At 75.1% G+C, this 24,886-nt stretch carries 21 protein-coding genes and 5 pseudogenes; 11 read left to right on the forward strand and 15 right to left on the reverse strand.

Going from position 1 to position 24,886, the window contains the following annotated elements; all coding sequences use genetic code 11:
* Positions 1 to 263 precede the first annotated feature (263 nt).
* The 5 genes from ACZ411_RS06230 (at position 264) to ACZ411_RS06250 (ending at position 3,224) form a co-directional block, all read left to right on the forward strand.
* A complete protein-coding gene (locus tag ACZ411_RS06230; protein ID WP_464169292.1) occupies positions 264 to 425 on the forward strand; it encodes a hypothetical protein in 162 nt (53 codons plus the stop codon).
* 49 nt (positions 426 to 474) lie between these two features.
* Positions 475 to 1,314, forward strand: a complete 840-nt coding sequence (locus ACZ411_RS06235) for a Pr6Pr family membrane protein (protein ID WP_464169294.1) — start codon at positions 475 to 477, stop codon at positions 1,312 to 1,314.
* Positions 1,311 to 1,766 carry an alcohol dehydrogenase catalytic domain-containing protein gene (locus ACZ411_RS06240; protein WP_464169296.1) on the forward strand — a complete coding sequence of 152 codons (456 nt, stop codon included), beginning with the start codon at positions 1,311 to 1,313 and terminating at the stop codon, positions 1,764 to 1,766. The genes ACZ411_RS06235 and ACZ411_RS06240 overlap by 4 nt, the downstream gene beginning before the upstream one ends.
* 484 nt (positions 1,767 to 2,250) lie before the next feature.
* Complete coding sequence (locus ACZ411_RS06245; RefSeq protein WP_464169298.1) at positions 2,251 to 2,529, forward strand: hypothetical protein; 279 nt, start codon at positions 2,251 to 2,253, stop codon at positions 2,527 to 2,529.
* A gap of 62 nt (positions 2,530 to 2,591) precedes the next feature.
* Positions 2,592 to 3,224 (forward strand): alpha-ketoglutarate-dependent dioxygenase AlkB, encoded by a 633-nt coding sequence (locus tag ACZ411_RS06250; RefSeq protein ID WP_104344022.1) that lies wholly within the window; start codon positions 2,592 to 2,594, stop codon positions 3,222 to 3,224.
* Positions 3,225 to 3,251: 27 nt separating this feature from the next.
* On the opposite strand, the gene ACZ411_RS06255 is transcribed toward ACZ411_RS06250, so the two are convergent.
* From ACZ411_RS06255 to ACZ411_RS06295, 9 genes and pseudogenes are all read right to left on the reverse strand, one after another.
* The gene (locus tag ACZ411_RS06255; protein WP_464169301.1) at positions 3,252 to 3,944 is read right to left on the reverse strand and encodes a TetR family transcriptional regulator; all 693 of its coding nucleotides are present in this window, start codon (positions 3,942 to 3,944) and stop codon (positions 3,252 to 3,254) included.
* Between the two features lie 117 nt (positions 3,945 to 4,061).
* Complete coding sequence (locus ACZ411_RS06260; RefSeq protein ID WP_464169303.1) at positions 4,062 to 4,439, reverse strand: N-acetyltransferase family protein; 378 nt, start codon at positions 4,437 to 4,439, stop codon at positions 4,062 to 4,064.
* Positions 4,440 to 4,586: 147 nt separating this feature from the next.
* Entirely contained in the window at positions 4,587 to 5,516 is a 930-nt protein-coding gene (locus tag ACZ411_RS06265) for an alpha/beta fold hydrolase (RefSeq protein WP_258070220.1), read from the reverse strand.
* A 38-nt stretch (positions 5,517 to 5,554) separates the two neighbouring features.
* Positions 5,555 to 6,402: pseudogene (locus ACZ411_RS06270) on the reverse strand (transglutaminase family protein).
* Positions 6,399 to 7,328, reverse strand: coding sequence for an alpha-E domain-containing protein (locus tag ACZ411_RS06275; protein ID WP_094116889.1), 930 nt, complete (start codon positions 7,326 to 7,328; stop codon positions 6,399 to 6,401). Before ACZ411_RS06275 ends, ACZ411_RS06270 begins: the two are co-directional and overlap by 4 nt.
* Positions 7,329 to 7,333: 5 nt before the next feature.
* Positions 7,334 to 9,070, reverse strand: a pseudogene (locus ACZ411_RS06280) (circularly permuted type 2 ATP-grasp protein).
* A gap of 9 nt (positions 9,071 to 9,079) precedes the next feature.
* Entirely contained in the window at positions 9,080 to 9,313 is a 234-nt protein-coding gene (locus ACZ411_RS06285; protein ID WP_464169305.1) for a hypothetical protein, read from the reverse strand.
* Between the two features lie 74 nt (positions 9,314 to 9,387).
* Positions 9,388 to 10,734, reverse strand: a complete 1,347-nt coding sequence (locus ACZ411_RS06290; protein WP_464169307.1) for a nucleotide disphospho-sugar-binding domain-containing protein — start codon at positions 10,732 to 10,734, stop codon at positions 9,388 to 9,390.
* Positions 10,731 to 11,774 carry a glycosyltransferase gene (locus ACZ411_RS06295; RefSeq protein ID WP_464169309.1) on the reverse strand — a complete coding sequence of 348 codons (1,044 nt, stop codon included), beginning with the start codon at positions 11,772 to 11,774 and terminating at the stop codon, positions 10,731 to 10,733. Before ACZ411_RS06295 ends, ACZ411_RS06290 begins: the two co-directional genes overlap by 4 nt.
* Between ACZ411_RS06295 and ACZ411_RS06300 the strand changes: the two genes are divergently transcribed.
* The 3 genes from ACZ411_RS06300 to ACZ411_RS06310 all read left to right on the forward strand — a co-directional run bounded on the left by ACZ411_RS06300 (position 11,740) and on the right by ACZ411_RS06310 (position 15,129).
* Positions 11,740 to 12,681, forward strand: coding sequence for a hypothetical protein (locus ACZ411_RS06300; RefSeq protein WP_464169311.1), 942 nt, complete (start codon positions 11,740 to 11,742; stop codon positions 12,679 to 12,681). The genes ACZ411_RS06295 and ACZ411_RS06300 overlap by 35 nt on opposite strands.
* A gap of 495 nt (positions 12,682 to 13,176) precedes the next feature.
* The gene (locus tag ACZ411_RS06305; protein WP_094114971.1) at positions 13,177 to 14,271 is read left to right on the forward strand and encodes a Gfo/Idh/MocA family protein; all 1,095 of its coding nucleotides are present in this window, start codon (positions 13,177 to 13,179) and stop codon (positions 14,269 to 14,271) included.
* 63 nt (positions 14,272 to 14,334) lie between these two features.
* Complete coding sequence (locus ACZ411_RS06310; RefSeq protein WP_464169314.1) at positions 14,335 to 15,129, forward strand: SDR family NAD(P)-dependent oxidoreductase; 795 nt, start codon at positions 14,335 to 14,337, stop codon at positions 15,127 to 15,129.
* Positions 15,130 to 15,153: 24 nt separating this feature from the next.
* On the opposite strand, the pseudogene ACZ411_RS06315 reads toward ACZ411_RS06310, so the two are convergent.
* Together ACZ411_RS06315 and ACZ411_RS06320 are read right to left on the reverse strand one after the other, a co-directional pair.
* Positions 15,154 to 16,356 (reverse strand): annotated as a pseudogene (locus ACZ411_RS06315) (kynureninase).
* Positions 16,357 to 17,017: 661 nt separating this feature from the next.
* On the reverse strand, positions 17,018 to 17,731 hold the full coding sequence (locus ACZ411_RS06320) for a DUF4190 domain-containing protein (protein WP_258071742.1): 714 nt from the start codon (positions 17,729 to 17,731) through the stop codon (positions 17,018 to 17,020).
* An 819-nt stretch (positions 17,732 to 18,550) separates the two neighbouring features.
* Here ACZ411_RS06320 and ACZ411_RS06325 point away from each other — a divergent pair.
* Positions 18,551 to 19,558: pseudogene (locus tag ACZ411_RS06325) on the forward strand (DNA-methyltransferase); the annotation flags it as partial.
* Positions 19,559 to 19,632: 74 nt separating this feature from the next.
* Here ACZ411_RS06325 and ACZ411_RS06330 read toward each other — a convergent pair.
* Positions 19,633 to 21,807: a RecQ family ATP-dependent DNA helicase gene (locus tag ACZ411_RS06330; RefSeq protein WP_464169317.1), complete on the reverse strand. Its 2,175-nt coding sequence runs from the start codon at positions 21,805 to 21,807 to the stop codon at positions 19,633 to 19,635.
* 110 nt (positions 21,808 to 21,917) lie between these two features.
* A complete protein-coding gene (locus ACZ411_RS06335) occupies positions 21,918 to 22,337 on the reverse strand; it encodes a PLDc N-terminal domain-containing protein (protein ID WP_464169319.1) in 420 nt (139 codons plus the stop codon).
* 186 nt (positions 22,338 to 22,523) lie between these two features.
* Here ACZ411_RS06335 and ACZ411_RS06340 point away from each other — a divergent pair, with 186 nt between their 5' ends.
* The gene (locus tag ACZ411_RS06340; protein WP_011931706.1) at positions 22,524 to 22,694 is read left to right on the forward strand and encodes a CsbD family protein; all 171 of its coding nucleotides are present in this window, start codon (positions 22,524 to 22,526) and stop codon (positions 22,692 to 22,694) included.
* 49 nt (positions 22,695 to 22,743) lie between these two features.
* Here ACZ411_RS06340 and ACZ411_RS06345 read toward each other — a convergent pair whose 3' ends face one another.
* A complete protein-coding gene (locus ACZ411_RS06345) occupies positions 22,744 to 23,679 on the reverse strand; it encodes a metallophosphoesterase (RefSeq protein WP_464169330.1) in 936 nt (311 codons plus the stop codon).
* Positions 23,680 to 23,809: 130 nt separating this feature from the next.
* Here ACZ411_RS06345 and ACZ411_RS06350 point away from each other — a divergent pair.
* Positions 23,810 to 24,608 (forward strand): annotated as a pseudogene (locus ACZ411_RS06350) (HAD-IIA family hydrolase).
* Positions 24,609 to 24,717: 109 nt separating this feature from the next.
* Here the strand turns inward: ACZ411_RS06350 and ACZ411_RS06355 are convergent.
* Positions 24,718 to 24,858 (reverse strand): hypothetical protein, encoded by a 141-nt coding sequence (locus tag ACZ411_RS06355; RefSeq protein WP_464169332.1) that lies wholly within the window; start codon positions 24,856 to 24,858, stop codon positions 24,718 to 24,720.
* Positions 24,859 to 24,886: the final 28 nt, after the last annotated feature.

Below are 24,886 nucleotides of genomic sequence, written 5' to 3' on the forward strand. Positions count from 1 at the left end.
CGGCGCCGCCGCAGGGCACCTCCGGCAGCCGTGGGTCGACCCCGCCGGGCTGCATGGCCCCGACGCACCGCGCGTCGCGTCGGAGGGCGCCGTGCCGACCCCGGCGGGCGCCGGGGCGCCGACGTCGGCGGACCCGGTCACGCAGTCCGACAGCCTGCGCGGGTTCTGGCACCGGGTGAAGCACGCGTTCACGCACTGGACGACGATCCATCTCGCCGCCTGGGAGCTCGCGGACCTACTTCTCAGTCGCGGGCGCGGTCGCCGTGGGCATCATCTGCGCGATCCCCGGCGTGGGCCCCGGCATCTGCGGCATCGCCGGCGCGATCGTGACGCTCCTGGTCGGGGTGACCAACGGAGCGCCCGGCTGCATCCAGCGGGGCTGCTTCCTCTCGGTGCCCGACCTCAAGCACAGCCACTGCGGCTGACTCGCCGCGAGGGGCCGCGCCAGCGCGGCCCCTCGTGGAATCCTGGGGCATGCGCATCGCCTGGGCGGTCGTCCGCCTCCTCACGACCGCGGCCGTGCTCGTCGCCGTCATCAGCCAGTACGCCGTCAGCTCCTCGTACTGGCGGAGCATCGGGGTGGTGGGCATCTGGGGGAAGACGGTCGACTTCCTCATGTACTTCACGATCGAGTCCAACCTGCTGGCCGCGGTCGTCATGGGCATCGGCGCCGTGCGGCTCCTCCGCCGCGGCCCGCTCCCGGGACGCGGCTGGACGACGCTCCGGCTCGCGGCGACCACCTACATGGTGACCACGGGCGTGGTCTACAACCTCCTCCTGCGGGGCCTCCCGACGATCCCCGGCGGGAACCTGCCCTGGTCGAACGAGGTGCTGCACGAGCGGTCGTGCCCGCGCTCGGTGCTGCTCGACTGGCTCCTCGCGCCCGACCGGCGGGCGCTCGGGTACGGCGCGGTCGGCCGGGTCGTCGTCTTCCCGCTGGTGTGGGTCGCGGTCACGCTGGCCCGCGGTCCCGTCACGGGCAACGAGGTCACGGGAGCGGCCACGTACTACCCCTACCCGTTCCTGGATCCCGCCACCGACGCGGGCGGATACGCGACGGTCGCGGTCTGGGTCGTCGTCATCGCGGCGTTCATCTGCGGCATGGCGCTGGCGCTGATCGCCGATCGGGCGGCGGGCATCCCGCGCGATCGCGCACGCGACGGCCTGAGCCGGGTCGCGGCCCCTCCCGCCGCGCGTCAAGGGGCCCCCGGACCCGGACGCCTCGACCTCGTCGGCCTAGCGTCGGACGCACGGACGGCGGCGCATCCGGCCCGCCCCGTCCCGCATCGGACGAGGAGAGGCGAGGCACCATGAAGGCAGTCGTGTGGCACGGCGAGGGTGACATCCGCCTGGACGAGGTGCCGGACCCGAGGATCCAGGAGCCCACGGACGCGGTCATCCGCATCACCCGCAGCGCCATCTCCGGCACCGACCTGCACTTCGTGCGCGGGACCATGTCGGGGATGCGGGAGGGCACCATCCTCGGCCACGAGGCGGTCGGCATCGTCACCGAGGTCGGCGCCCAGGTGCGCGGGTCCTCCCCGGGCGACCGGGTCCTGGTGCGCTCGACCATGTCCTGCGGGGTCTGCCCGCAGTGCCGCGCGGGCAGCACGGCGCAGTGCGGACGTCGCCGACCCCGAACGGGCCCCAGGCCGGCGCGTCGTTCTTCGGCGGCCCCGAGACCACGGGACCCGTGGACGGGCTCCAGGCCGAGCGTACGCGCGGATCCCCTGGGCCGCGCACGACGCTCATCCCGCTGCCGGTGACCGGCGGCGACGACCAGGCGATCCTGCTCAGCGACATCCTCCCCACCGCGTGGTTCGGCGCGGAGCTGGCCGGAATCCGCCCGGGCGACACCGTGGCCGTGCTCGGGGCGGGCGTCGTCGGGCAGCTCGCCGTCGCCAGCGCGTTCCGCATGGGCGCCGGACGCGTCTTCGGCGATCGACCGCGTGGAGACGCGGCTCGCCATGGCGCTCGCGCAGAACGCCGAGGTGGTCCACTTCGAGCGCGAGGACCCGGTGGCCGCGGTGATGGAGGCGACGCTCGGGATCGGCGTGGACGCGGTGATCGACGCGGTCGGCGTCGACGCGCAGCGCCCGCATGCGGGACCCGCCGCCGCGGAGGCCGAGGACCAGGCCGGCTCGTTCGCCGAGGAGGTCGCGCAGGTCGCGCCCGGGGCCTCCCCGCACGGCGGGCTCTGGGTCCCCGGCGACGCCCCGAGCCAGGCCGCGCAGTGGGCCGTGCGGATCGGTGCGGAAGTCGGGGCGCATCGGCATCATCGGCGTCTACCCGCCCCAGCTCACGTCGTACCCGATCGGCGCCGCGACGAACAGGAACCTCACGATCCGCATGGGGAACTGCGACCACCGCCGGGTCACGCCCCCGCTCATCGACCTGGTGGCGTCGGGCGTGCTCGACCTCACGACGTTCATCACCCAGGACGAGGGCATGACGACCGCGATCGACGCGTACGAGCACTTCGACGTGCGCGAGGAGGGCTGGCTGAAGACGGTGCTCGAGGTCGGCTGAGGCGGGCGGCTCCGGGGACGCCGTTCGAACACGTGTTCGAAGATCCGGGCTATGCTCGCGCCATGAGCATCGCGTTCCAGGCCTCCCTCTTCGACGACCTCGAGGCGGCACCCGGCCTCGGCGCGCTCGGCGCGGAGGTCGAGCGGCTCGACCTGGGGCACGGGGCCTGGCTCGACGTCCGGCCCGGCTGGGTCAGCGACTCCGACGCGCTGTTCGAGCGGCTCGTGGAGGACGTCGAGTGGACGGCCGACACGCGGCTCATGCACGGCCGCACCGTGGAGGTGCCGCGCCTGCTGTCGTGGTTCGGCCCCCGCGCCGCGCTGCCGGCGCCCGTCCTCGACCAGGCCCGCGACGCGCTCAACGAGCACTACGGCCGCCCGCCCGGCCAGGTGCTCGAGACGGCCGGGCTGTGCTTCTACCGCACGGGCGACGACAGCGTCGCGTGGCACGGCGACCGCGTGGGGCGCGCCATCGATCGCGACACCATGGTGGCGATCGTGTCGGTCGGGGCGGCGCGCACGCTGTCCCTGCGGCCGAAGGGCGGCGGCGAGGTGCGGCGGTTCCCGCTCGGGCACGGCGACCTCGTCGTCATGGGCGGCAGCGCACAGCGCACGCACGAGCACGCCATCCTGAAGACCACGAAGGCCGTCGGGCCGCGCATCAGCATCCAGTTCCGGCCGGTCTGGCCGAGCTGAGCCGGGTCGGCCCCCGGGCCGCGGAGATCAGGCGAGGACGGGCCCCCACCCGGTCCGGGACGCGGCAGGGGCGGGGTCGACGACCTCGAGGTCGAGTTCGAGGGGGCGCGCGTCCCGCACGACCGCCTCGACGCCCTCGAGCCCGAGGTGCGCGAGGAGCGGGACCCAGAGGCGGCGCAGGCGGTCGGCGGCGTCATCCCGGGGCGCGCGCGTCGAGCCCATGGTGAGGACGCCGAGTGTGGCGCCCAGCAGCACGTCGACGGCGGCGTCGAGGTCCGGCTCGGGCTCGGGGACGCCCTGCATCACGAGCTCGGTGCGCAGGCGCCGGTGCACGAAGTCCTCGACGTCGAAGCGGGGCGCGATGGCGAGGCCGAGTCGCGGCATCTCCTGCCGGAGCCGCACGGCGCCCGCGGCGACGGGACGGACCTCCACCTCGCGTGCCGCGGTCAGCAGGAACACGACGAGCTCCGGGAGGGCGCCCGGCCCGTCGAGCGCAGCCGCGATCCGGAGCCACCGGCGCTCCTGCTCGTCGACCACCGCGTTCGCGAGGGCCTCCTTGGAGGAGAACAGGTGGTACCCGATGGCGGACTTGGGCCGGCCCATGGCCTCGGCAACCCGCGAGAAGGACGTCGCCTCGTAGCCGTACGCGGCGAACTGGGCGCCGGCCGCCTCCACGATCTCCCGGCGGGCACGCGCCACGGCCGCCTGACGCCGGTCCATGTCGCGCTCCCGTCCGCTCCGGGCACCGGAGCGTCCCGGACCGTAGCAGCGCGGATCGACGGGGAGTCGTCCATCAGGTGAACGGCGGGTGCCGCGACGAGGCAGGTGCTCGGGGCGTCACCAGCGGAGCAGCAGCACGTCCGATCCGCCCTCGCGTCCGACGGGCAGGAAGCCGAGCGACGCGTAGAGGGCGCGCGCCCGGTCGTTGCCGTCCTCCACGCTGAGGCTCACCGCCGGCGCCCCGGACGCGCGGACCGCCGCGACGAGGGCCACGAGCAGGGCGCGACCCGCTCCCCGGCCCCGCGCCGACCGGACGAGTGCCATGCCGAGCTCGGGGATGTCGGGGGCCACGAAGCCGTAGCCGCGGTCGTCGTCCCCGAAGAGCCGCGCCCAGGCGGCGCCGACAGGATCCCCGGCGGACACCGCGATCACGCCGACGTCGCCGGGGCGCGGCCAGCCGGAGACGTAGTGCGCGAGCTCCGGCGTCCGCAGCATCCGCCCGCAGGGTCATGGCGCCGTCGTCGCGCCAGTCCATCGACGCCAGGAGCATCTCCTCGAGGAACGGGAGGTCGTCGCCGCGCGCCGGGCGGAGCACGAAGCCGTCGGGCGGTCCGGCACGCGGGACGGCCCGATCGTCGGGGGTCACGCCGGCGTCCCGCCGTCCCCGTCGCGGCGCTCGGCCGCGTCGCCGCCCGCCGCCGCGTCGCTGCCCGCCGCCACGCGCGAGTCCAGCCAGCTGCGGAGGTCGGCGACCACCTCGTCGCGGTTCGTCTCGTTGTAGATCTCGTGCCGCGCGCCCGGGTAGACGATGAGCAGCACGTCGCTGAGGCCCGAGCGCCGGCTGTAGTCGCGCGCGAGCAGCTGCATGCCGCGGCGGCCGCCGAGCGAGTCCTCCTCGCCGCCCTGGATGAGCACGGGCAGGTCGGTGGCCAGCCTCCGGGGCGGGCGGCCCATGATCTGCACCGAGTCGCGCATGCGGTACGGCTTCAGCGCGTTGACGTCGAAGTTCCTGTCGTCGGCGCCGAACGCGCGCTGCGCCTCCGGATCCCGCGAGAGCCACTCGAAGCCCGTGGCCGCCGGGTGCCGCCACCGCTTGTTCAGGTCGCCCGTGTTGATGACGCCCGGCATCGCGAGCGACGCGCCGCTCAGCACGAGCCCCGCGTAGAGGTGCGACGCCCGCGCCACGATGCGCTGCGCGAGGAGGGCACCCCAGCTGTGGCCGAGGAGCACGAGCGGCAGGTCGGGCAGGTCCCGGCGGAGCCGCTCGCTCACCAGCTGGATCCCGTCGAGCGCCGCCAGATGCCGCCGGGGCCCCAGCACGCCGATGCCGAGGTGCCCGAGGCCGGTGGCGCCGTGCCCGCGGTGGTCGTCCGCGGCGACCGTGTAGCCCATCGCGTTCAGGTCCTGCGCGAGGCGGGCGTAGCGGAGCGCGTGCTCGCCGACGCCGTGCGCGATGTGCACCACGGCCCGCGGGCGCTCCGCCTCCCACACGTAGTAGTGGAGGGTCACGCCCTCGGCGTCCACGATGGTGCGGTGGTCGGCTCCTCCGGTGGAGCGCTCCTCGTCGGGCATGGATCCAGACTAGGTGCGCCGGGCCGCCCCGCCGGGGATCAGGACTCGCGCGTGATCTCCACCCGCACGAACAGCTTCGACCGGAACGGCCCCGCGTAGATGCCGCGCAGCGGCGCCACGTCGCGGTAGTCCCGGCCCCGGCCGACGAGCACGTGCCGGTCGCCGATGTCGATGAGGTTCGTGGGATCCCAGCCGCGCCACTCGCCGCAGTACCACTCGACCCACGCGTGCGACTCGCCCGTGACGGTCTCGCCGACGGCGGCGTTCGGCCTCGGGTGCAGGTAGCCGCTGACGTAGCGCGCCGGGATGCCGACGTGCCGCAGCGCGCCGATGACGATGTGGGTGATGTCCTGGCAGACGCCGCGGCCCTGCTCCCACGCCTCGCGGGCGGTGGACTGGACGCTGCGTGACGCCCGCCATGTACTCCACCCGCTCCCCGATCGCACGCGCGATCGCGGCGGCCGCCTCGCAGGGCGTGCCCGCCCCGCCGGCGATCTCCTCGGCGAGCGCCCGGACCTCCTCGTGCGGCTCCGTGCGGAGGGTCTGCGCGACCTGCTCCACGTGCTCGGTGGCGCGCTCCACCTCCACCGCGAGGTCGTCCCAGCCGAGCTGGTGCGGCTCGTGCGTCCGCGGGCGGACCTCGACGAGGCTCGTGGCCGTGAGCTCGAGCGACCGGTGGGGGCTCAGGATCTCGAACGAGGAGACGCGGGTGCCGAAGTAGTCGACGTAGCGTGTGGTGCCCGGGCTTCGGCTGGATGTCGAGGTTCGAGAAGAGGACGAACTGGTTCTCGCTCGACACGGGCAGCATCCGCGCCTCGTTGTACGACGCGGTGACCTCGCCCTCGTAGTGGAAGCCGGTCCGGTGGGTGATGCGCAGGCGGTTCACGAGTTCTCTCCGACCCAGCTGGGTGCCGCGTTGGTGGGGAAGTAGCGCTGGCGGACGGCCTCGGAGGTGGCGCTCGTGGCCTCCTGCACGGCGTCCATGAAGCGCGGGAGGTCGTCGAGGATCTCGCCGATCGGCCGGTACTCCAGGTCGCTGCGGATCTGCCCGAGCAGCCGCTGCGCCTGGTCCGACACCCCGAGCCGGTCCGTGCGCGGCTCGATGTCGTGGAGGCACTGCTCGGCCCGGCGGATCGAGTGCGTGATGGACCGGGGGAAGAGACGGTCGAGCAGCAGGAACTCGGCGGCGTTGCGGGCGCTCGGCACGCCGCGGTACGTGCGGAGGTACGCCTCGTACGCGCCGCAGGAGCGGAGGATCGTGGTCCACGACGGGCCGCTCGCCTCGGTGAGCGCGCGCGTGGCGAGCAGGCGCGCGGTCATGTCCGCGCGCTCGATGGAGCGCCCGAGAGTGAAGAACTGCCAGGCCTCGTCGCGGCTCGTGCCGGACTCGACGAGCCCGACCGCGAGGGCCGAGCGCTCCCGGACCCAGCCGAAGAACTCGTGCACGCGGTCGTTCGCGATCTTCCGCGGCATCCGGGCGCGCGTGGTGTTGAGGCACTCCCACAGCTCGCTCGACACGATCTCGCGGGCGCGGCGGGCGTTCTCCCGGGCGGCGCCGAGCGAGTACGCGATGGACGCCGGCTGGGTGCGGTCGACCGCGAGGAGCGCGAGCACGTCGTCCCGCCCGAGCACGTCGTCGGAGGGGACGTCGCTGCCCATGACGCTGAGCAGGGAGCGGCAGGCGGTGTCCTCGTCGATCCACGGGTCCTCGAGGAGGAGCTGCAGGTGGACGTCGAGGATGCGGGCCGTGCCGTCCGACCGCTCGATGTAGCGGCCGATCCAGAACAGCGACTCGGCGATGCGCGACAGCATGGGCATCAGCGGTCCCCCTCGGCGGTGGTGGCGGGCACGGCGGCACGGGCGGCGGCCGGTCGGGTCGGAGCGGGCACGGGGGCGGGCGTGCTCGCGGCCTGCTGCTGCTGCTCGTGCTGGTCGCGGTTCCGCGGCCGGTCGTGCGGCGACTGGTCGGGCGCCTTCTCCCCGGCCACGATGATCGGGATGGACGTGGTGACGGCGGCCTGGTCGGCCACGAGGGTCTGCACGCTGCGCTCGCGCGTCGCCGCGGGGAAGCCGCCGTCGCCCACGACCCAGGTGTCCTTGGACCCGCCGCCCTGGCTGCTGTTGACCACGAGCTGGCCCTCGGGGAGCGCGACGCGCGTGAGCCCGCCGGGCAGCACCCAGATGTCGCGCCCGTCGTTGACCGCGAAGGGGCGGAGGTCGGCGTGGCGGGGGCGCATGCCGTCCTCCACGAGGGTGGGGATGGTGCTCAGCTGCACCACGGGCTGCGCGATCCAGCCGCGCGGGTCCTTCAGCAGCCGCGCGCGGAGCTCCGCGAGCTCGCCCGCGGGAGGCGGCCGGACCGACGACGAGGCCCTTGCCGCCGGATCCGTCGACGGGCTTCACGACGAGCTCGGGCAGCCGGTCGAGCACCTCCTCGAGCGAGTCGGGCTCCTCGAGGCGCCAGGTGTCGACGTTCGGGATGATCGCGTCCTCGGACAGGTAGTAGCGGATGAGGTCCGGCAGGTACGTGTAGACGAGCTTGTCGTCGGCGACGCCGTTGCCGACCGCGTTCGCGATGGTGACGTTGCCGAGGCGCGCGGCGAGCATGAGGCCGGGCGAGCCGAGCATGGAGTCGGCGCGGAACTGCAGCGGATCGAGGAACTCGTCGTCGACGCGGCGGTAGATGACGTCGACGCGCATGGGGCCGCCGGTGGTGCGCATCCAGACGCGGCCGCCGGAGCAGAACAGGTCGCGGCCCTCGACGAGCTCGACGCCCATGAGGCGGGCGAGCAGCGTGTGCTCGAAGTAGGCGCTGTTGTAGACGCCGGGCGTGAGGACGACCACGTTCGGGTCCTCGACGCCGTCGGGCGCGCTCGCGCGGAGGGCCTGCAGCAGCTTGTTCGGGTAGTCGCCGACCGGCCGGACCCGCATGGAGACGAAGAGCTCCGGGAGGGTCTGCGCCATGACGCGGCGGTTGGAGATGACGTAGCTGACGCCCGAGGGGACGCGCACGTTGTCCTCGAGGACGCGCATCTCGCCGGCCTCGTCGCGCACCAGGTCGATGCCGGAGACCTGGATGCGGACGCCGTTCGCGGGATCGATGCCGGCGGCCTGGCGGTGGAAGTGGCTCGACGAGCTGATGAGGCGCGCCGGGATGACGCCGTCGCGGATCGCGCGCTGCGGCCCGTACACGTCGGCGAGGAACGCCTCGAGCGCCCGGACGCGCTGCGCGACGCCCTTCTCGAGCCGGCTCCACTCGGCCTGCTCGATGACGCGGGGCACGGCGTCGAGCGGGAAGGGCCGCTCCTCGCCCGCGAAGTCGAAGGTCACGCCCTGCGCGAGGTAGCTGGTGGCGAGCGCGTCGGTGCGGTCCTTCAGCTCCTCCTTGGTCATGCGGGAGAGCGCGGCATGGATCTCGCGGATACGCGGCCCGCGCGACGGCGGGCTCCCCCTGCACCGGCGGATCCCGGAACATCTCGTCGAACGGCATCGCACCGCCGGACGCGCGTCGCGCGGCGGCGAGCGTGCCGTAGCCCTCGAGACAGATCACCCATGGCCGGAGCCTAACCGGGGCGTGTGTCGCGGGTGTTTCGGGGTGCGGCCGGCGGACGGGCCCGCCGGATCAGGCGTCGGTGCGCTTGAGGATGTGCGCCGGGATGGCGATGGACGCCGACACGAGCAGGATGCCGGCGAAGAAGCTCAGCAGCTCGAAGCCCTCGATGCCAGAACGCGAACGCGAACAGCGCCATGCCGCCCAGGAAGAGGGCGAACGCGATGATGAAAGCGACGATGTTCACGAGGGCACCTGGATCCGTTGGTCGAGACTGGGGGCGACCGCGGGCCTCGGGGGCCGACGCGATCCCTCCCGAGTCTACGAGATCCCGGGCCGGGCGTCAGCGCGCGGCCTGCTCCGGGCGGATCCCCCGGCGAGCGCCTGGAATGCGCGCTGCGGGCCGGGCGAGCGCGTGAGCGACGAGGCGACGGCGTCGAGCGCGGCGCGCTGCATCCCGGACGGGGCCAGCAGCCGCTTGGCCGCCTGCCGCAGCTCGGTGACGGTGGCGACGTTCGGGGCGAGCGCGAGGCCGAGCCCCGCGTCCTCGAGGGCGGCGGCGCCCGCGAACTGGTCGGTCGACAGCGGCAGCACGAGCATCGGGACGCCCGCGGTCGCCGCCTCGGTGACGGAGTTGTTGCCGCCGTGCGTGACCGCGAGGTCCGCATGGCCGAGGAGCGTCACCTGCGGGAGGAACGGGCGCACGAGCCAGTCGGACGGGAGGTCGCCGAGCTCGGCCGGGTCGGTGGATCCGGTCGCGAGTGCCACGCGCACGTCGAGGTCGCGCAGCGCCTGGGCGATGCGCGCCAGGACGTCGCCGCGCACCGAGAGGAAGCTGCCGAGCGACACGTAGACGATGGGGTCGCCGCCGGCGTCGATCCAGTCCTGCACCTCCGCCTCGGGGGCCTCGCGGCGGACCGCCGAGCCGATGAACGCGTGCGGGGGCAGCAGCTCGGAGCGGTCGGGGTCGTGCAGCTCCTCCGGGTAGTTGAGCAGGAGCACGTCGCCGGCCTCCGCGAACGCGTCGCGGCTCGGGCGCATGGCGGGCGCGAGGACCGCGAGGGCGTCGTTCCACTGCGCGGTGAAGCGGTCGCGCACGCGCACGCACAGGGCGTGCAGCTCGTCGAGGTCCTCCTCCTCCGGCTCGAACGCGGCGGGCCAGGCAGGCGGGAAGCCGTAGACCTCGTCGCCCACGGGCAGCGCGCTCGGGTGGCCGAGCACGACGTCCGCGTGCCGGGTGCCCGAGGCGAGGAGCGCGAGGCGGGCGCTGAACGCGAGGTGGTCGACGATGACCTGGTCGGGGCGCACCTCGTCGAGGATCCGCTGCACGGCGCGGGCGGTCTCCACGGGCTCCCAGAGCAGGTCGTCGCTGCGCGCCTCGGCCTGGAAGCGCAGCGTCTCGACCATGCCGCGGCGCGTGGCGGCGAAGAAGCCGCGGAGGGCGTCGTCCTCGCCGGTCGGCTGGTCCTCCGCCTTGATGGTGCCGGGGTTCGACCCGCGGCCGAGGCGCAGGTCGATGCGCTCGAAGCCGGAGGCCTCGACGATGCCGGCGGTGGCGGATCCGGTCGCCACCACCACGCGCTCGCCCGCCCGCTGCCAGGCCGACGCGAGCGTGAGGAGCGGGAAGAGGTGGGACGCGTAGTCCGGGCTGATGACGAGCAGGGTCATGAGGCGCTGAGCTCCCAGAGGGTTCGGTCGTCGGCTGCGGCGACGTCGCGGTAGACGCGGGACAGGGTGCCCGCCATGGCCTGGATGGTGAAGGTGCGGGCGACCATGTCGCGGGCGCGGTCGGCGGCCGCCTCGGCGCCCGGGCCGGCCGCGATGTCGAGCGCGCGGGCGACGCCGCGGGCGAGGGCCGCGGGATCCGCGGTGTCGACGAGGAGGCCGGTCACGCCGTCCTCCACGTACGTCGCCGGTCCCCCGGACGCGGGCGCCACGACGGGCAGGCCCATCGACATCGCCTCGAGGAGCGCGACGCCGAACTCCTCCTTGATGCTCGCGCACGCGTACGCCCCGCCGACGGCCGCGAGGCCGGGGCGCCCGTAGCGGACGGCCGCGAGCCAGCGCGTGACGGTGTCGTTGCCGCGGTGCCCGGCGAGCAGGAGGCCGTGCGGCGCGAGCGCGGCGGCGATCCCGCGCGGGTCGGCCCCCTCGGCACCCGGGTCCGCGCCGGGGACGGCCTCGGCGATGCGCGCCAGCTGGTCGCGCTCCTCCGGGCTCGGCGAGTCGAGGTCCCCGCCGACGACGAGCAGGTTCGCGCGCCGGCGGAGCGCGGGATCCGACGCCCACACGTGCGCGAGCGACGCCATGCCCTTGACCCGGGCCAGACGGCCGACCGAGATGACGAGCGGCAGGCCGCGCCGCTCGGCGGGCAGCGCCGCGAGCAGCTCGTCGAGCTCGACGAAGGCACGCGCCGGGGCGCCGTCCGCGTCGGCCCCGAGCATCGCGTCGTCGCGCGAGCGCTCGATGGCGGACACGTCGATGCCCTCCGCGACGACGCTGTGGCGCTCGGGGTGGGCGTCCACGTCGATGCCGACGAGACGTCGCATGTCGCGCCTCAGCTCCGGACGCGGGAAGAGGACGGTGTGCGCGGCGTCGGCGGCCAGGCGCTGCACGAGCCGCACGCGGAACCAGTAGTGCTCGCGCTCGTCGACGGCGCCGAAGCCGTCGCGGGTGAGGGCGCCCGAGCGGTCGAGCGCGTCGACCACGCCGTGCGGATCCGGTGCTGACCGTGAAGACGACGGGGATGCCGAGCTCGCGCGCGACGGTCGACGCCGCGAGCGTGCCGACGTCGGCCATGCGGAGGTGCACGGCGTCGACGCGGCCGGCGGCGCGCAGCACCCGGCGGATCCCCCGCTCGGCCTCCACGCGGTGCGGCCAGGCCTCCGGGAGCGGGCGCGGGCCGCCGAGCATCGGGACGTGCGCGAAGACGTGCCCGTCCTCGCCGGCGGTGACGCGGGCGAGGGAGGCGAGGGTCTGGTCGGGGGTGCCGCGGGACAGCGTGATGACGCGGTCGACCGCCCGGTCCGCGGCCAGGGGGTCGAGCGCGCCGGCCGTCGCCGCGGCGCCGACGGACGCTCCGGCGCGATCCACCAGCGCGTCGCCGAGGCGCACCAGCAGCGTCGCGATGCCGCCGTTGTCGCCCGCGCCGACGTGGGTGAGGCCCGCGTCGATGTCGGCGTGCAGGAAGAGCTGGACGACCGTGAGGCCGGTACGGGCGGGCGCCTCGACCGGGTCGTCGTGCTGGCGCGCGATGTCGAGCACCGCGAGGCGGGCGACCGCGGCCACCTCGTCGTCGCCGCGGGCGAGGTCGGAGACGATGGCGAGCACGGTGACGCTCGCCGGCCGGTCGCCGAGCGCGGCCACGGCCGCGCACCGGGTGAGCGTGCCCTCCCCGCCGTCCTGCACCACGCGGAGCAGCACGCGCTGGGCGATGCGGCCCGCGACGAGGCCGACCGTCTCCACGAGGCGCGACCGCGCGCCGTCGCCGCGGATCCCGAGCAGCGCGCTCTCGAGCGCCAGCGACACGTGCTCGGGGCTGGAGCCCGCCCACTGCTGCAGCGTGCGCTGCGCGAGCATGCCCGGGAAGCCGCCCTCGACGACCATGGCGACTAGGCCCGCGACCGCGTCGAAGCGCGGCAGGCGGGTGCCGAACGCCCAGGCCGCGTGCTCGCGGATCCACCGGGTGTCGTGGTCGAGGAGCGCCACCAGCGCGAGGTCGGCGGTCTCGTCGAAGACCTGCGCGAGCGCGTGGATGGCGGCGACCGCGGTGAGCTGGTCGGCGGGGTCCTCGGCGGCGCGGGCGAGGAGGCGCACCGCGCGTCCGCCGCCGTCGCGGCTGGCGGCGACCGTGAGCTCGTCGGCCTCCTGCATCACGTCGAGGATGCGCGCGGCGTGCGCGACCTGGTCGAGGCTCGTCTGGATCCCCATGCTCGTGTCCCCTCTCCGGGCCCGCACTACTCCTGCGACGGAGCCGTGAGGCGCCTCACGCGGGAGCGTTCGCATCCGGGACAGCCTCCCGGCCCTCGCGAGTATTCCCCAGTCGTCTGCGAGAACTCCAGGGCGGCGTCGCCCGCGGACACGGCGGGGGCCGCGCGTACGCTGGCGGCCATGCCCCGTCCCGCGCCGCCCGTCCCGCAGATCCGCTTCGGAATCGTGGGGAGCGGCTGGCGCAGCGCCTTCTTCCTCCGCATCGCCCGCGCCCTCCCCGCGCGCTTCGCCGTCACGGGGCTCGTGACGCGGAGCGCCGACACCGGTCGCGCGCTGGAGGCGGAGTGGGGCATCCGCACCTTCCGGACGGTCGCGGAGATGCTCGCGGCCGAGGCGCCGTCGTTCGTCGTCGTGTCGGTCCCGCGCTCGGCCGCGCCGGACGCGATCGCGGACCTCGTCGACCGCGGGGTGGCCGTGCTCACGGAGACCCCGCCCGGCGAGACGGTGGAGGACCTCGAGCGGCTCGACGCGCTCGTGCGGCAGGGCGCCCGGATCGAGGTGGCCGAGCAGTACCCGCTCTCCCCGCTCCTCGCCGCGCAGCTCGCCATCGCCGCATCGGGTCGCCTCGGACGCATCAGCCAGGCCACTGTCGCGCAGTGCCACGACTACCACGGCGTCCGCGTGATGCGGCGCGCGCTCGGCATCGGCTTCGAGGACGCGACCATCACGGCCTCGCGGTTCTCGTCTCCGATCGTCGCCGGGCCCGACCGCGACGGCGACCCCGTGCGCGAGGAGATCGTCACGGCCGTGCAGACCACGGCGCGGTTCGACTTCGGCGACCGCCTCGGCGTCTACGACTTCGGCGACCGTCAGTACTTCTCCTGGATCCGCCGCAACCGGCTCCTCGTGCGCGGCGAGCGCGGCGAGATCGTCGACGAGCACGTGAGCTGGCTGCTCGACGCCACGACGCCGACCTGGGCCGACATCACGCGCGTCGAGACGGGCCAGGGCGGGAACCTCGAGGGGCTCCACCTCCGCGGCCTGCTGCTCGGCAGCGAGTGGGTCCACCAGAACCCCTTCGCGCCCGGACGGCTCGCGGACGACGAGCTCGCGATCGCGCAGTGCCTCGTCGACATGCACGCGCACGCCGCCGGCGGACCGTCCACGAACTCGCTCGCGGAGGCGTCGCAGGACCACCACCTCGCGCTCCTCATGCACGAGGCCGCGACCACGGGGAAGCCCGTCCGCAGCACGCGGCGGGCCTGGGCGGACTGACGCGCGAGCGCCCCGCGCCCGCTCCCCGTTCCCCTGCTCCTCCCTCGATCAGGAAGGCACGTCATGCGCATCGACCTCACCGGATCCACCGCCCTCGTCACGGGCTCGACGCAGGGCATCGGCTACGCCATCGCCGAGGGCCTCGCCGACGCGGGCGCCCGCGTGGTCGTCAACGGCCGCGACGCGCAGCGCACCGACGCGGCCCGCGACCGCCTGCGCGCCGCGCACCCCGACGCGCACGTGGAGTCGCTCGCCGCCGATGTCGCGACCGAGGACGGCGCCGCCCGCGCCGTCGAGCTGTTCCCCGACGTCGACGTGCTCGTCAACAACCTCGGGATCTTCGGCGCCGCGGACCCGCTCTCCATCAGCGACGACGAGTGGCGGCGCTACCTCGAGGTCAACGTGATCGCGGCCGTGCGCCTCACGCGCGCCTACCTGCCGGGCATGATGGCGCGCGGCTGGGGGCGCGTGCAGTACATCGCGAGCGACTCGGCCGTCGTGACGCCGGCGGAGATGATCCACTACGGCGTCTCCAAGACCGCGCTCCTCGGCGTCTCGCGCGGCTTCGCGAAGGCGGCGGCCGGATCCGGCGTCACGGTCAACTGCGTCATGGCCGGGCCCACGCACACCGGCGGCGTCGAGGAGTTCGCGCGCGAGCTCGTGGGCGACGACCTCCCCTGGGCGGAGGCCGAGCGCGAGTTCATGCGGCGGCACCGGCCGCAGTCGCTCATCCAGCGGCTCATCGAGCCCGAGGAGATCGCCCACATGTGCGTCTACCTCGCGTCGCGGCAGGCGTCGGCGACGACCGGCGGCGCGCTCCGGGTCGACGGCGGGTACGTGGACGCGATCCTGCCGTAGGGGCTCCGGCGGGCGGCCGTCCGGTCAGCCCGCGAGGTGCCGCCGGATCGCCTCGACGCCCGCCTCGACCTCGCGGAACGAGGTCGTCAGGGGGCTGAGGCCGAGGCGGAGGCCCGACGGGGCGCGGAAGTCGGGGATCACGCCCTCCTCCCAGAGCGCGCCCACGATCTCGCGGAAGCGCTCGTGGTCGACGCTCACGTGGCTGCCGCGGCGGTCGTCCTCGCGCGGGCTCGCGACGCGGACGCCGAGCGGCACCAGGTCGCGGTCGACGAGGTCGAGGGCGAACCGGGTAAGCGCGAGCGACTTCGCGCGGATCGCGTCGATGCCGGCCTCCTCGATGAGGGCGATCATGTCCTGCATCGCGAGCATGCCGACGATGGGCGGGGTGCCGCTGAGGAAGCGGCGGATCCCGTCCGCGGGCACGTACTCCGGCCCCATCGCGAAGACGTCCTGCGCGCCCATCCAGCCCTGGATCGGCTGGCGCAGCTCCGCCTGCAGCTCGCGCCGCACGTAGCCGTGGGCCGGGGCGCCGGGGCCGCCGTCGAGGTACTTGTAGCTGCAGCCCACGGCGAGGTCGACGCCCCACGCGTCGAGCTCCGTGGGGGATGACGCCGACCGAGTGGCACGTGTCCCAGAGCACGAGGGCGCCCGCGTCGTGCACGATGCGGGTGATCCCCGGCACGTCGGCGAGGAACCCGGAGCGGTAGGCGACCTGGCTGAGCACCACGAGCGCGGTCCGCTCGCCCACCGCGTCGGCCACGAGCGCCGGCGTGACCCCGGAGTCGGGCGCCACGTCGATCCAGCGGATCGTCATGCCGCACTCCTCCGCGACGCCCTCGAGCACGAAGCGGTCGGTGGGGAAGTTGTCGGTGTCGATGACGAGCTCGTCGCGACCCGGGCGGGCGCGGACGGCCGCGCGCACGAGCTTGTAGAGGATCACCGTGGTGGAGTCGCCGATGAACGTCTGGCCGGCCGCCGCGCCGAGCGCCACCCGGCCGAGGTCGTCGCCGATGCGCGTGGGCATCGCCAGCCAGTCCTCGTCCCAGCCGCGGATGAGGCGGCCGCCCACTGGTCGCGCACGAAGCCGGCGACCCGGTCGACGGACGCGCGGGTCGGGCGGCCGAGCGAGTTGCCGTCGAGGTAGGCGACCACGTCGTCGGACGCCACGAAGAGGTCGCGGAAGCGCGCGAGCGGGTCGCGGGCGTCGAGGTCGGCGGCGGCGGGGATGGCCGGGAGGACGGGTGCGGGTGCAGGTGCGGGTGCGGGTGCGGGTGCAGGTGCGGGGAGCGGGTCGGTGCGGGTGCGGGTGCGTCGGGTGTCACGGTCGCAGCCTACGGTCCGGCGCGGCGGCGCGGCCGGGCGGCGGACGCGGGGTGGCCCCGCACGAACGGGCTGGCGGCGGCCGACGCGCGAACGGCCCGGCTGCGGCCGACGCGCGATCGAACCGACGGCGCGGACCGCGGTCAGCCCGCCGGTGGCGCGACCCGCGCCGCCCACTCCCGCACGACGGCCTCGATCGCCGGGCGGGCGTCGCGCACCTGGTCGACGCTGCGGAAGGCCGCGATCGACCGGTCGGGTGCCGCGGCGCGGAGGAGGCGCGGGATCCGCGACCCGGACGGCGCCCAGGTCCGGCCTCGGCCGGGCGCCCGCGTGCAGGATCAGGAGCACCTCGTCGGGATCGCGGAGCGCGAGCGTGGCGAAGTGGTCGTCGAGCGCCCAGCTGGGCGCGTTCCACTTCCACGACTCGACGGCGTCGGGGCGCGCCGCGGACACCGCCGCCCGGAGCTCGGCGATCGCCTCCGCGAGCGGATGGGCACGCGCGGCCAGCCGGTCCTCCACGTCGCGGCGCGACGCCTCCGGATCCATCCGCGCCACGCGCCCGCCTCCCCTAGCCGACCCGGAAGTAGTAGGCGTCGGACAGCGTGCCCGGCGCCGTCGCCCACAGGCCGTCCGCGGCGCCGTCGATCGGGATCTCGATGACCACGTTGCCGGTCGCCGTGCCCAGCGGGTCCAGGAGCTCCCCGTTGTCGGTGAACGCCGGCGCCGGGGCGAGCACGAAGCTGTCCGCCGCCGAGTACTGCGATCCGTCGGCGGCGAGGAAGCCCACCGCCAGCTCCGACAGCGGGTCGCCCGAGGTCGCACCGAGGTAGGTGGCCGTGACCGGGACGACCGCGTACTGCATGCCCTCCGCGGGGGCCTCGTTGGTCGGATCCGCCGCGAGCACCTCCGCCGTCGCGTCGAGGACCGGGGTCCCCAGCACGACCTGCCACTCCGGTCCGTCGAGGCCCTCGCCCGTGACGGGGGTGCCGATGGGCAGCGGGTCGTCGGGGCTGGTGCCCGGCAGCGCGGCGTCCTCGCCGGTGCCGGCGTCCTCGTCCTCGCCGGGGATCGGCTCGGGGCTCGCGAAGCCGCTGTCGGCGCCCGCGGACTCCACCGCCTCCGTCACCGAGGACACGAACGCGAACGTGTAGACGATCGCCAGGACGATGCTGAGGACGAAGCCCACGCCGCCGAGGACGATCCCGCTCACCGCGAGGGGCTTGCCGTCCATCCGGCGGACGAGCGACACGATGCCCAGCACGACCGCGACGACGGCCGGCACGAACACGGCGTAGTTGAGGACCGGGATGAAGGCGCCGAGGAAGGCCGCGATGCCGACGACGAGCGCCGCGATGGCGAGGCCCTTCCCGCCGCGGGGGCGCGGCGGCGCTCCCGTGACGTAAGGAGGGGCAGCGGCGGAGGGCGGAGCGGCGGGCGTAGGACGGGTCGCCCCGGCGGGCGGGCCGGCGTACGGCGGGGCGCCGGCGTAGGACGGGTCGCCGGCCTGCGACGCGGCGCCGGCGGGCGGGGCGTAGCCCGCGGCACCGGTGGCGTCCTCGCCGGAGGGGCCGGTCGCGCCGTACCCGGCGGGCGGATGCGGCGGCGGGGGATCGCCCGCCGCCGTGCCGGGGCCGCGGTGCCCGGGGCCGCAGTGCCCGGGGCCGCAGTGCCCGGGGCTCCGCGGCGGGCACCGCGGCAGGTGCCGACGGCGCGGACGACGTCGCGGACGACGTCGCGGACGACGGCGTCACGTCCGCGACGCCGTCTCCGCCTCCGTCTCCGCCAGCCGGTCCGTAGGGGCTCGTCGTCCCCTCCGCCGAATCCGAATACGACTCCGCCGGCGCGGACCGTGCGTCGCCCGCCGGCGCTCCCGCGGTGCCCGCCCCGTCCGGGTCGGTGCCGTCGGCCTGCGGCTCGTGGGGCTGGGGTCCGCCGTCCCGCTCGGGGTCGCGCTCATCGCTCATGTGTCGTTCCTAGTGGAGGGGGGTGCCGCTCGGGCACGGATGCGGGCGAAGCGCCCCGAAATGGGGGCCGGACCCGCGCGGCGGGGCCGTTCCCGGCGCGCGCGGCACCCGCCGGACGTTCCGTTAACCTCGGGGGCGTGCCCCAGCCCGCGTGGACCCCCGACGGCCCCGACCTCGTGATCCACGGCGAGAACCTCGAGGCCGTCCGCGCGCTCCCCGACGGCGCCTTCCAGCTCATCTACCTGGACCCGCCCTTCAACACGGGCCGCACCCAGGAGCGCCAGAACCTCACCGTGACGCGCACCCCGGATCCGGCTGTCGACGCGGCCACCGCCGACCGCGCCAGCGGCACGGACCCGACGAGCGGCACCGACCCCGCGAGCGGCACCGACGCGGCCGCCGGCACCGGCGCGGAGGAGACCGCGCCCGCCCTGGCGCCCGCGAGCACCGCGACGCCCGAGCCCGCCCGACCGCCCGGTGCGCGCGTCGGCTTCCAGGGCCGCAGCTACGACTCCGTGAAGGGGCTCCTCTACGGCTTCGACGACTCGTTCGCCGACTACTGGGAGTTCCTCGAGCCGCGCCTCATCGAGGCGTGGCGGCTGCTGGATCCCACCGGCACGCTGTACCTGCACCTCGACTACCGCGAGGTGCACTACGCGAAGGTGGTGCTCGACGCGCTCTTCGGCCGCCGCTCGTTCCTCAACGAGATCGTCTGGGCCTACGACTACGGCGCGAAGTCGCGGCGCCGCTGGCCCGCGAAGCACGACACGATCCTCGTCTACGTGAAGGACCCGCTCCGCTACCGCTTCGACTCCGCGGAGGTGGACCGCGAGCCCTACATGGCGCCCGGCCTCGTGACCCCGGAGAAGCGCGAGCGCGGCAAGCTGCCCACGGACGTCTGGTGGCACACGATCGTGTCGCCGACCGGCCGCGAGAAGACCGGGTACGCGACCCAGAAGCCGCTCGGCGTCCTGCGCCGCATCGTGCAGGCCTCGAGCCGCCCGGGCGACTGGGTGCTCGACTTCTTCGCCGGGTCCGGGACCACGGGCGCCGCTGCCCGCGAGCTCGGCCGCCGCTTCGTGCTGGTGGACGAGAACCCGCAGGCCCTCGAGGTGATGCGCGCCCGGCTGCACGGCGGCGGCACGGGTCTTCGTGACGCCCGGGAGGCATCGCCGACCGCTCCTGACGCGCGCCGCGGCGGGGCCGCCCGTGCTGCCGGCTACCCCTGCTGCGCGAGCGCGAACGGCAGCACGCGCGTGGCGCCCGCCTTCCGGAGCAGGCGCCCCGCGACCGTGAGCGTCCATCGCGTGTCGACCAGGTCGTCGACGAGGAGCACGGGCCGGGGATCCGCCGTGAGGTCGTCGGCCAGGTGCGCGGGCACCTGGAACCTCGGGTGGACGCGCCCCAGCCGGTAGACGCTGTTGCCGCGGGCCGCGCCGGGGGCGCCGGGATCGACGAGGTCGAGCGAGCCGAGGAACGGCAGCCGCCCGACCTCGGCGATGCGCTGGGCGAGGCTCCCGACGAGCTGCGGCCGGGCGGCGGAGGGCACGTGCACGACGGCCCGGGGGCGCTCCGCCCAGCCCCACTCCGCGAGCACGCGCACGCAGGCGGCGACGAGCGCGTCGTCGACGGGGCCGTCCTCCTCGCCGGAGGCGAAGACCGTGCGGAGGCGCCCGCCCCAGCCGAGGTCGGTGAGGCGGGCGAGGGCGCGGCCCTCGTCCACCTGCTCGCCGGCCGCGATGGCGCCGCTGAGCGGCACCCCCACGCTCGACGCGCCCGCGGGCCAGCGCAGCCGCGGCTCGATCGGCAGGCCCACCCTGTCGAGCGCCTGCGACGCGGTGGCCGACGCCTGCTGGTCGAGCGACGACGGGTACCACGCCCCGGCGCACCGGTCGCAGCGCCCGCAGGGCGCGGCGGTGTCGTCGTCGAGCTGGCGCTGCAGGAACTCCATGCGGCAGCCGAGCGTGGTCTCGTAGTCGAGCATCGCCTGCTGCTCGCGGACGCGCGCCGCGGCGACCTGCTCGTACCGGGCCCGGTCGTAGACCCACGGGACGCCCGTGGCCGACCAGCCCGAGGTGTCGCGGCGCACGGCCCCGTCGACGTCGAGCACCTTCAGCAGCAGGTCGAGCCGGCTGCGGGAGAGGCTGACCCGTGACTCGAGCGCGGGTACCGACAGCGGCCGGTCGCTCTCGCCGAGGGCCTGGATGACGGCGGCGGCCTGCTGCTCGTCCGGCATGGAGGCGGTGGCGAAGTACTGCCAGATGTCCGGATCCTCGCGGCCGGGCAGGAGCAGCACGTCGGCATCGGCCGACCCGCGCCCCGCGCGGCCGACCTGCTGGTAGTAGGAGACGGGCGACGACGGGGCGCCGAGGTGCACGACGAAGCCCAGGTCGGGCTTGTCGAAGCCCATGCCGAGCGCGCTCGTGGCGACCAGCGCCTTCACCTCGTTGCGCTGCAGCTCCCCCTCCGCCTGCTCGCGGTCCGCCGGGTCGTCGCGGCCCGTGTAGGCCGTGACCGCGTGGCCGGCGTCGCGCAGGAGCCGCGCGGTGTCCTGGGCGGCGGAGACCGTGAGCGCGTAGATGATGCCGCTGCCGGGCAGCTCGTCGAGGTGGCTGAGGAGCCACCCGAGTCGGTCCCTGCTGCTCTCGAGCCGGAGCACGCCGAGCCGCAGCGACCGGCGGGCCAGCGGACCGCGGATGGTGACCACGGGCACGCGCTCGGTCTCCACGGCGCCGCCTCCCGTGGATCCGACGCTCAGCTGCTCCTCGACGTCGGCGACGACGCGCGAGTTGGCGGTGGCCGTGGTGGCGAGCACGGGCACGCGCTCGTCGACCGAGGAGATGAGGTCGCGGAGGCGGCGGTAGTCGGGCCGGAAGTCGTGCCCCCAGTCGGAGATGCAGTGCGCCTCGTCGACCACGAGGAGGCCGAGGCGGGCCCGCAGCGCGGGCAGCTGCTCGTCGCGGAAGCGCGGGTTGTTGAGGCGCTCCGGCGAGACGAGGAGGAGGTCGACCTCGTCGGCGTCGAGGGCCCGGAGCAGGTCGTCCCACTCGTGCGCGTTGCTGGAGTTCATGGCGACGGCGCGGACCCCGGCGCGCCGGGCGGCGGCGACCTGGTCGCGCATGAGCGCGAGGAGCGGGGAGACCAGCAGCGTGGGCCCGAGGCCCTGCTGCCGGAGGAGGAGGGTCGCGACGAAGTAGACGGCGGACTTCCCCCACCCGGTGCGCTGCACGACGAGGGCCCGGGACCTGTCCTGGACGAGCGCCTCGATGGCCTCGAACTGCCCGTCGTGGAAGTCGGCGCCCGCGACGCCGACCAGCCGGGACAGGTGCTCGCGGGCGGCGGACCGGAGGTCGGAGGTCGCGGCGGCGGACGGCGGGGAGACGGTGTCGGGCATGGGGCTATGCTCCCATCCGCCTCCGACCGCGCCGTCCGACGGCGGGCTCCACGGGGCGGTCGCGCGGCGCGGGACATGGGGAGGGACGCGAGCCCCTCCGGCCGATGCGCCTAGGTCTCGGGCGTCCCGCCGGGTCCCAGGGCGCGCCGCTCCCGCGCGGGACCCGCCGCGCGTGCTGCCTGCACCGCCTGCTCCGCCCGCAGCTGCCGCATGCGCGCCAGCTCGGCGTAGTGGCGCTCCTCCTCCTCGAGGTCGGCGAGCTGCTGCTCCGTCGACCGCACGCGCCGGTCGACCGCCACCGCGGCGCGCTCGTAGGCGGCGCTCCGGTCCGGCGGGCCGACGGGCTCGCGGCGGGAGTCCCAGTCGTGGCCGACGCAGAACCACACGATGCTCCCGACGAGCGGCAGGAAGACGATCAGCAGGATCCAGACGAGCTTGGGCAGGTGCTTCACCCCGTCGTCCGGCCGCGTGACGAGGTCGACGAGCGCGCACGCCGCCACGAGCAGGGGGAGGAGACCGAAGAGGATCACGGTCCCGGAGCCTAGGGGCGACGCGGGTCCCGGCGGAAGGCCCCGGCGCGGACACCCGCGCGGACCCGGCGCCGGAGGCCATTCGCTCAGCGGGACACGCACCCCGCATCTGTCAGGCATCCAGGAGCCGCCGGTCCTACAGTCCATTCGACGGCCGCACCCGGTGGCCGCAGTGAGGAGGAGATCATGGGTCTCGACGACAAGATCAAGAACGCTGCTCAGGACATCGCGGGCAAGGCCAAGGAGGCGCTCGGCGACCACAAGGGCGACGAGAACCTCAAGGCCGAGGGCCAGAAGGACCAGGCCGCCGCGTCCGCCAAGAAGGCCGGCGAGGACGTCAAGGACGTCTTCAAGTAGACCAGCAGCACCAGGGAGAGGCGGCGACCCCACGGGTCGCCGCCTCTCCTCATGTTCGGCCGCTCCCGCGGGATCCGGCGTCACACGATCGCGGGCGCCCCCGACGACGCGATGATCCGCTGCACGAGCTGCGCGTCGAGCAGCGCCACCTCGTCCCCGTCGCCCTCCGCGTGCGCCCGGACGACGACCGAGGTGACCCCGCCCTCCGGATGCACGTCGACGACGAGGAAGCCGGATCCGCGCACGATGCGCTCGGTGCCCGGTTCCGCCGCCACGTCGGTCTCGTTCGCGACGCCCGGCGCCACCAGGACGGGCACGCCCGCCAGCGCGCCGACGACGTGGTGGTGGTAGTGGCCCAGAGGATCACCCGCACGTCGCTCCCCCGCACGATGTCCGCGAGGACGTCCGGCCGCTGCAGCGCGAGCGACTCGTGCAGCGTGGTCGGCGCCGGCAGCGGCGGGTGGTGCAGCACGAGGACGGTGCCGTGCTCCGCCGGGGTCGCGAGCAGCTCCCGCAGCGCGTCGAGCTGCTGCGTGCGGAGGGCGCCGTAGCCCTTGCCGGGGACCGAGGTGTCGAGGGTGGCGACGCGCCAGCCGTCCACGACGGTGACGCCGTCGACGGGCGGGATCGCGGCCGGGTCCCGGCCGTCGTCCGTGCCGGGGCCGCCGTGCCCGTCGCCGAGCACCAGGCGGAACCCGGAGCGCACGTCGTGGTTGCCGGGGGCGAGCACCAGGGCGGCGCCGCGGCGCGCGGCCCACGGCTCCAGGCGCTCGCGGAGCAGCGCGTAGGACTCGGGCGTGCCGTCCTCGGAGAGGTCCCCGGAGCCGACCAGGAGCCGCACCTGCGGGATGCGGTCGGCCTCGACGAGCACGCGGTCGAGGGCCGCGACCGTGTCGACGAGGCCCTGGTGCAGGCCGCCGGCGCGGAGCAGATGGGTGTCGCTGAGGTGGACGAGGCGCAGGGATCCGGTCGGCAGTGCGTGCATGCGCCGACCCTACGGCGGCGCGCCGACACCGGGAAGCGCCGGGCGATCCGGTGCCGGCCGCGGGCCACCGCGGCCCGGCGTCCGTCCACCCGGCGGCAGTAGCCTCGTCACCACGACGAGAGGGAACCCCATGGCGACGCGCGACGAGATGGACTGCTGGCTCACCGACATGGACGGCGTGCTGGTGCACGAGAACCAGGCGCTCCCGGGCGCGGCGGCGCTGATCCAGCAGTGGCAGGACCTGGGGAAGCCCTTCCTCGTGCTCACCAACAACAGCATCTTCACGCCGCGGGACCTCTCGGCGAGGCTCCGCGCATCCGGCCTGCACGTGCCCGAGTCGGCGATCTGGACGAGCGCCCTCGCGACCGCCGCGTTCCTCGAGCAGCAGATGCCTGGCGGATCCGCCTTCGTCATCGGCGAGGCCGGCCTCACGACGGCGCTGCACGAGGCGGGCTTCATCATGACCGACACGCAGCCCGACTTCGTGGTCATCGGCGAGACGCGCAACTACTCGTTCGAGGCGATCACGCGGGCGATCCGCCTGATCAACGGCGGTGCGCGCTACATCGCCACCAACCCCGACGCGACCGGCCCGAGCGCCGAGGGGGTGCTGCCGGCCACGGGCGCGGTGCTCGCCCTCATCAGCAAGGCCACCGGCAAGGAGCCCTACATCGTCGGCAAGCCGAACCCGATGATGTTCCGCTCCGCCCTCAACAAGATCGGGGCGCACTCCGAGAGCACCGGCATGATCGGCGACCGCATGGACACCGACATCATCGCGGGCATCGAGGCGGGACTCCACACCGTGCTCGTGCTCACGGGCATCAGCGACCGCGCCGAGATCGAGCGGGTACCCGTTCCGCCCCGACGAGGTGCTGTCGGGCGTCACGGAGCTGCTGGACCCGGAGCCGGTCGAGTCCGAGCTCTGACGCGGGCGGATGCCGCGGCGCCGGCGCGCGGTGCGTCGGCGGTGCGACGGCGGTGCGACGCATGCACACGGACGGCGCGACGCCCGCTGCCCGCGCCGCCCGCTCCCCGCTAGGGGACGACGGGCGGCTGCGGGACGCCGATGGTGCCGGTGAACGTGCCGCCGCCGGCGCGCGAGACGAAGCAGTAGACGTCGCGGTCGCCCGCCGTCCACTCGTCCTGGCTGATCGGGTACGCGGCCTGGTACTGCACGTCGTCGTAGGCGCGCGCCGCCGGCGTA

This window comes from Clavibacter sp. AC415 (genome assembly GCF_979252985.1).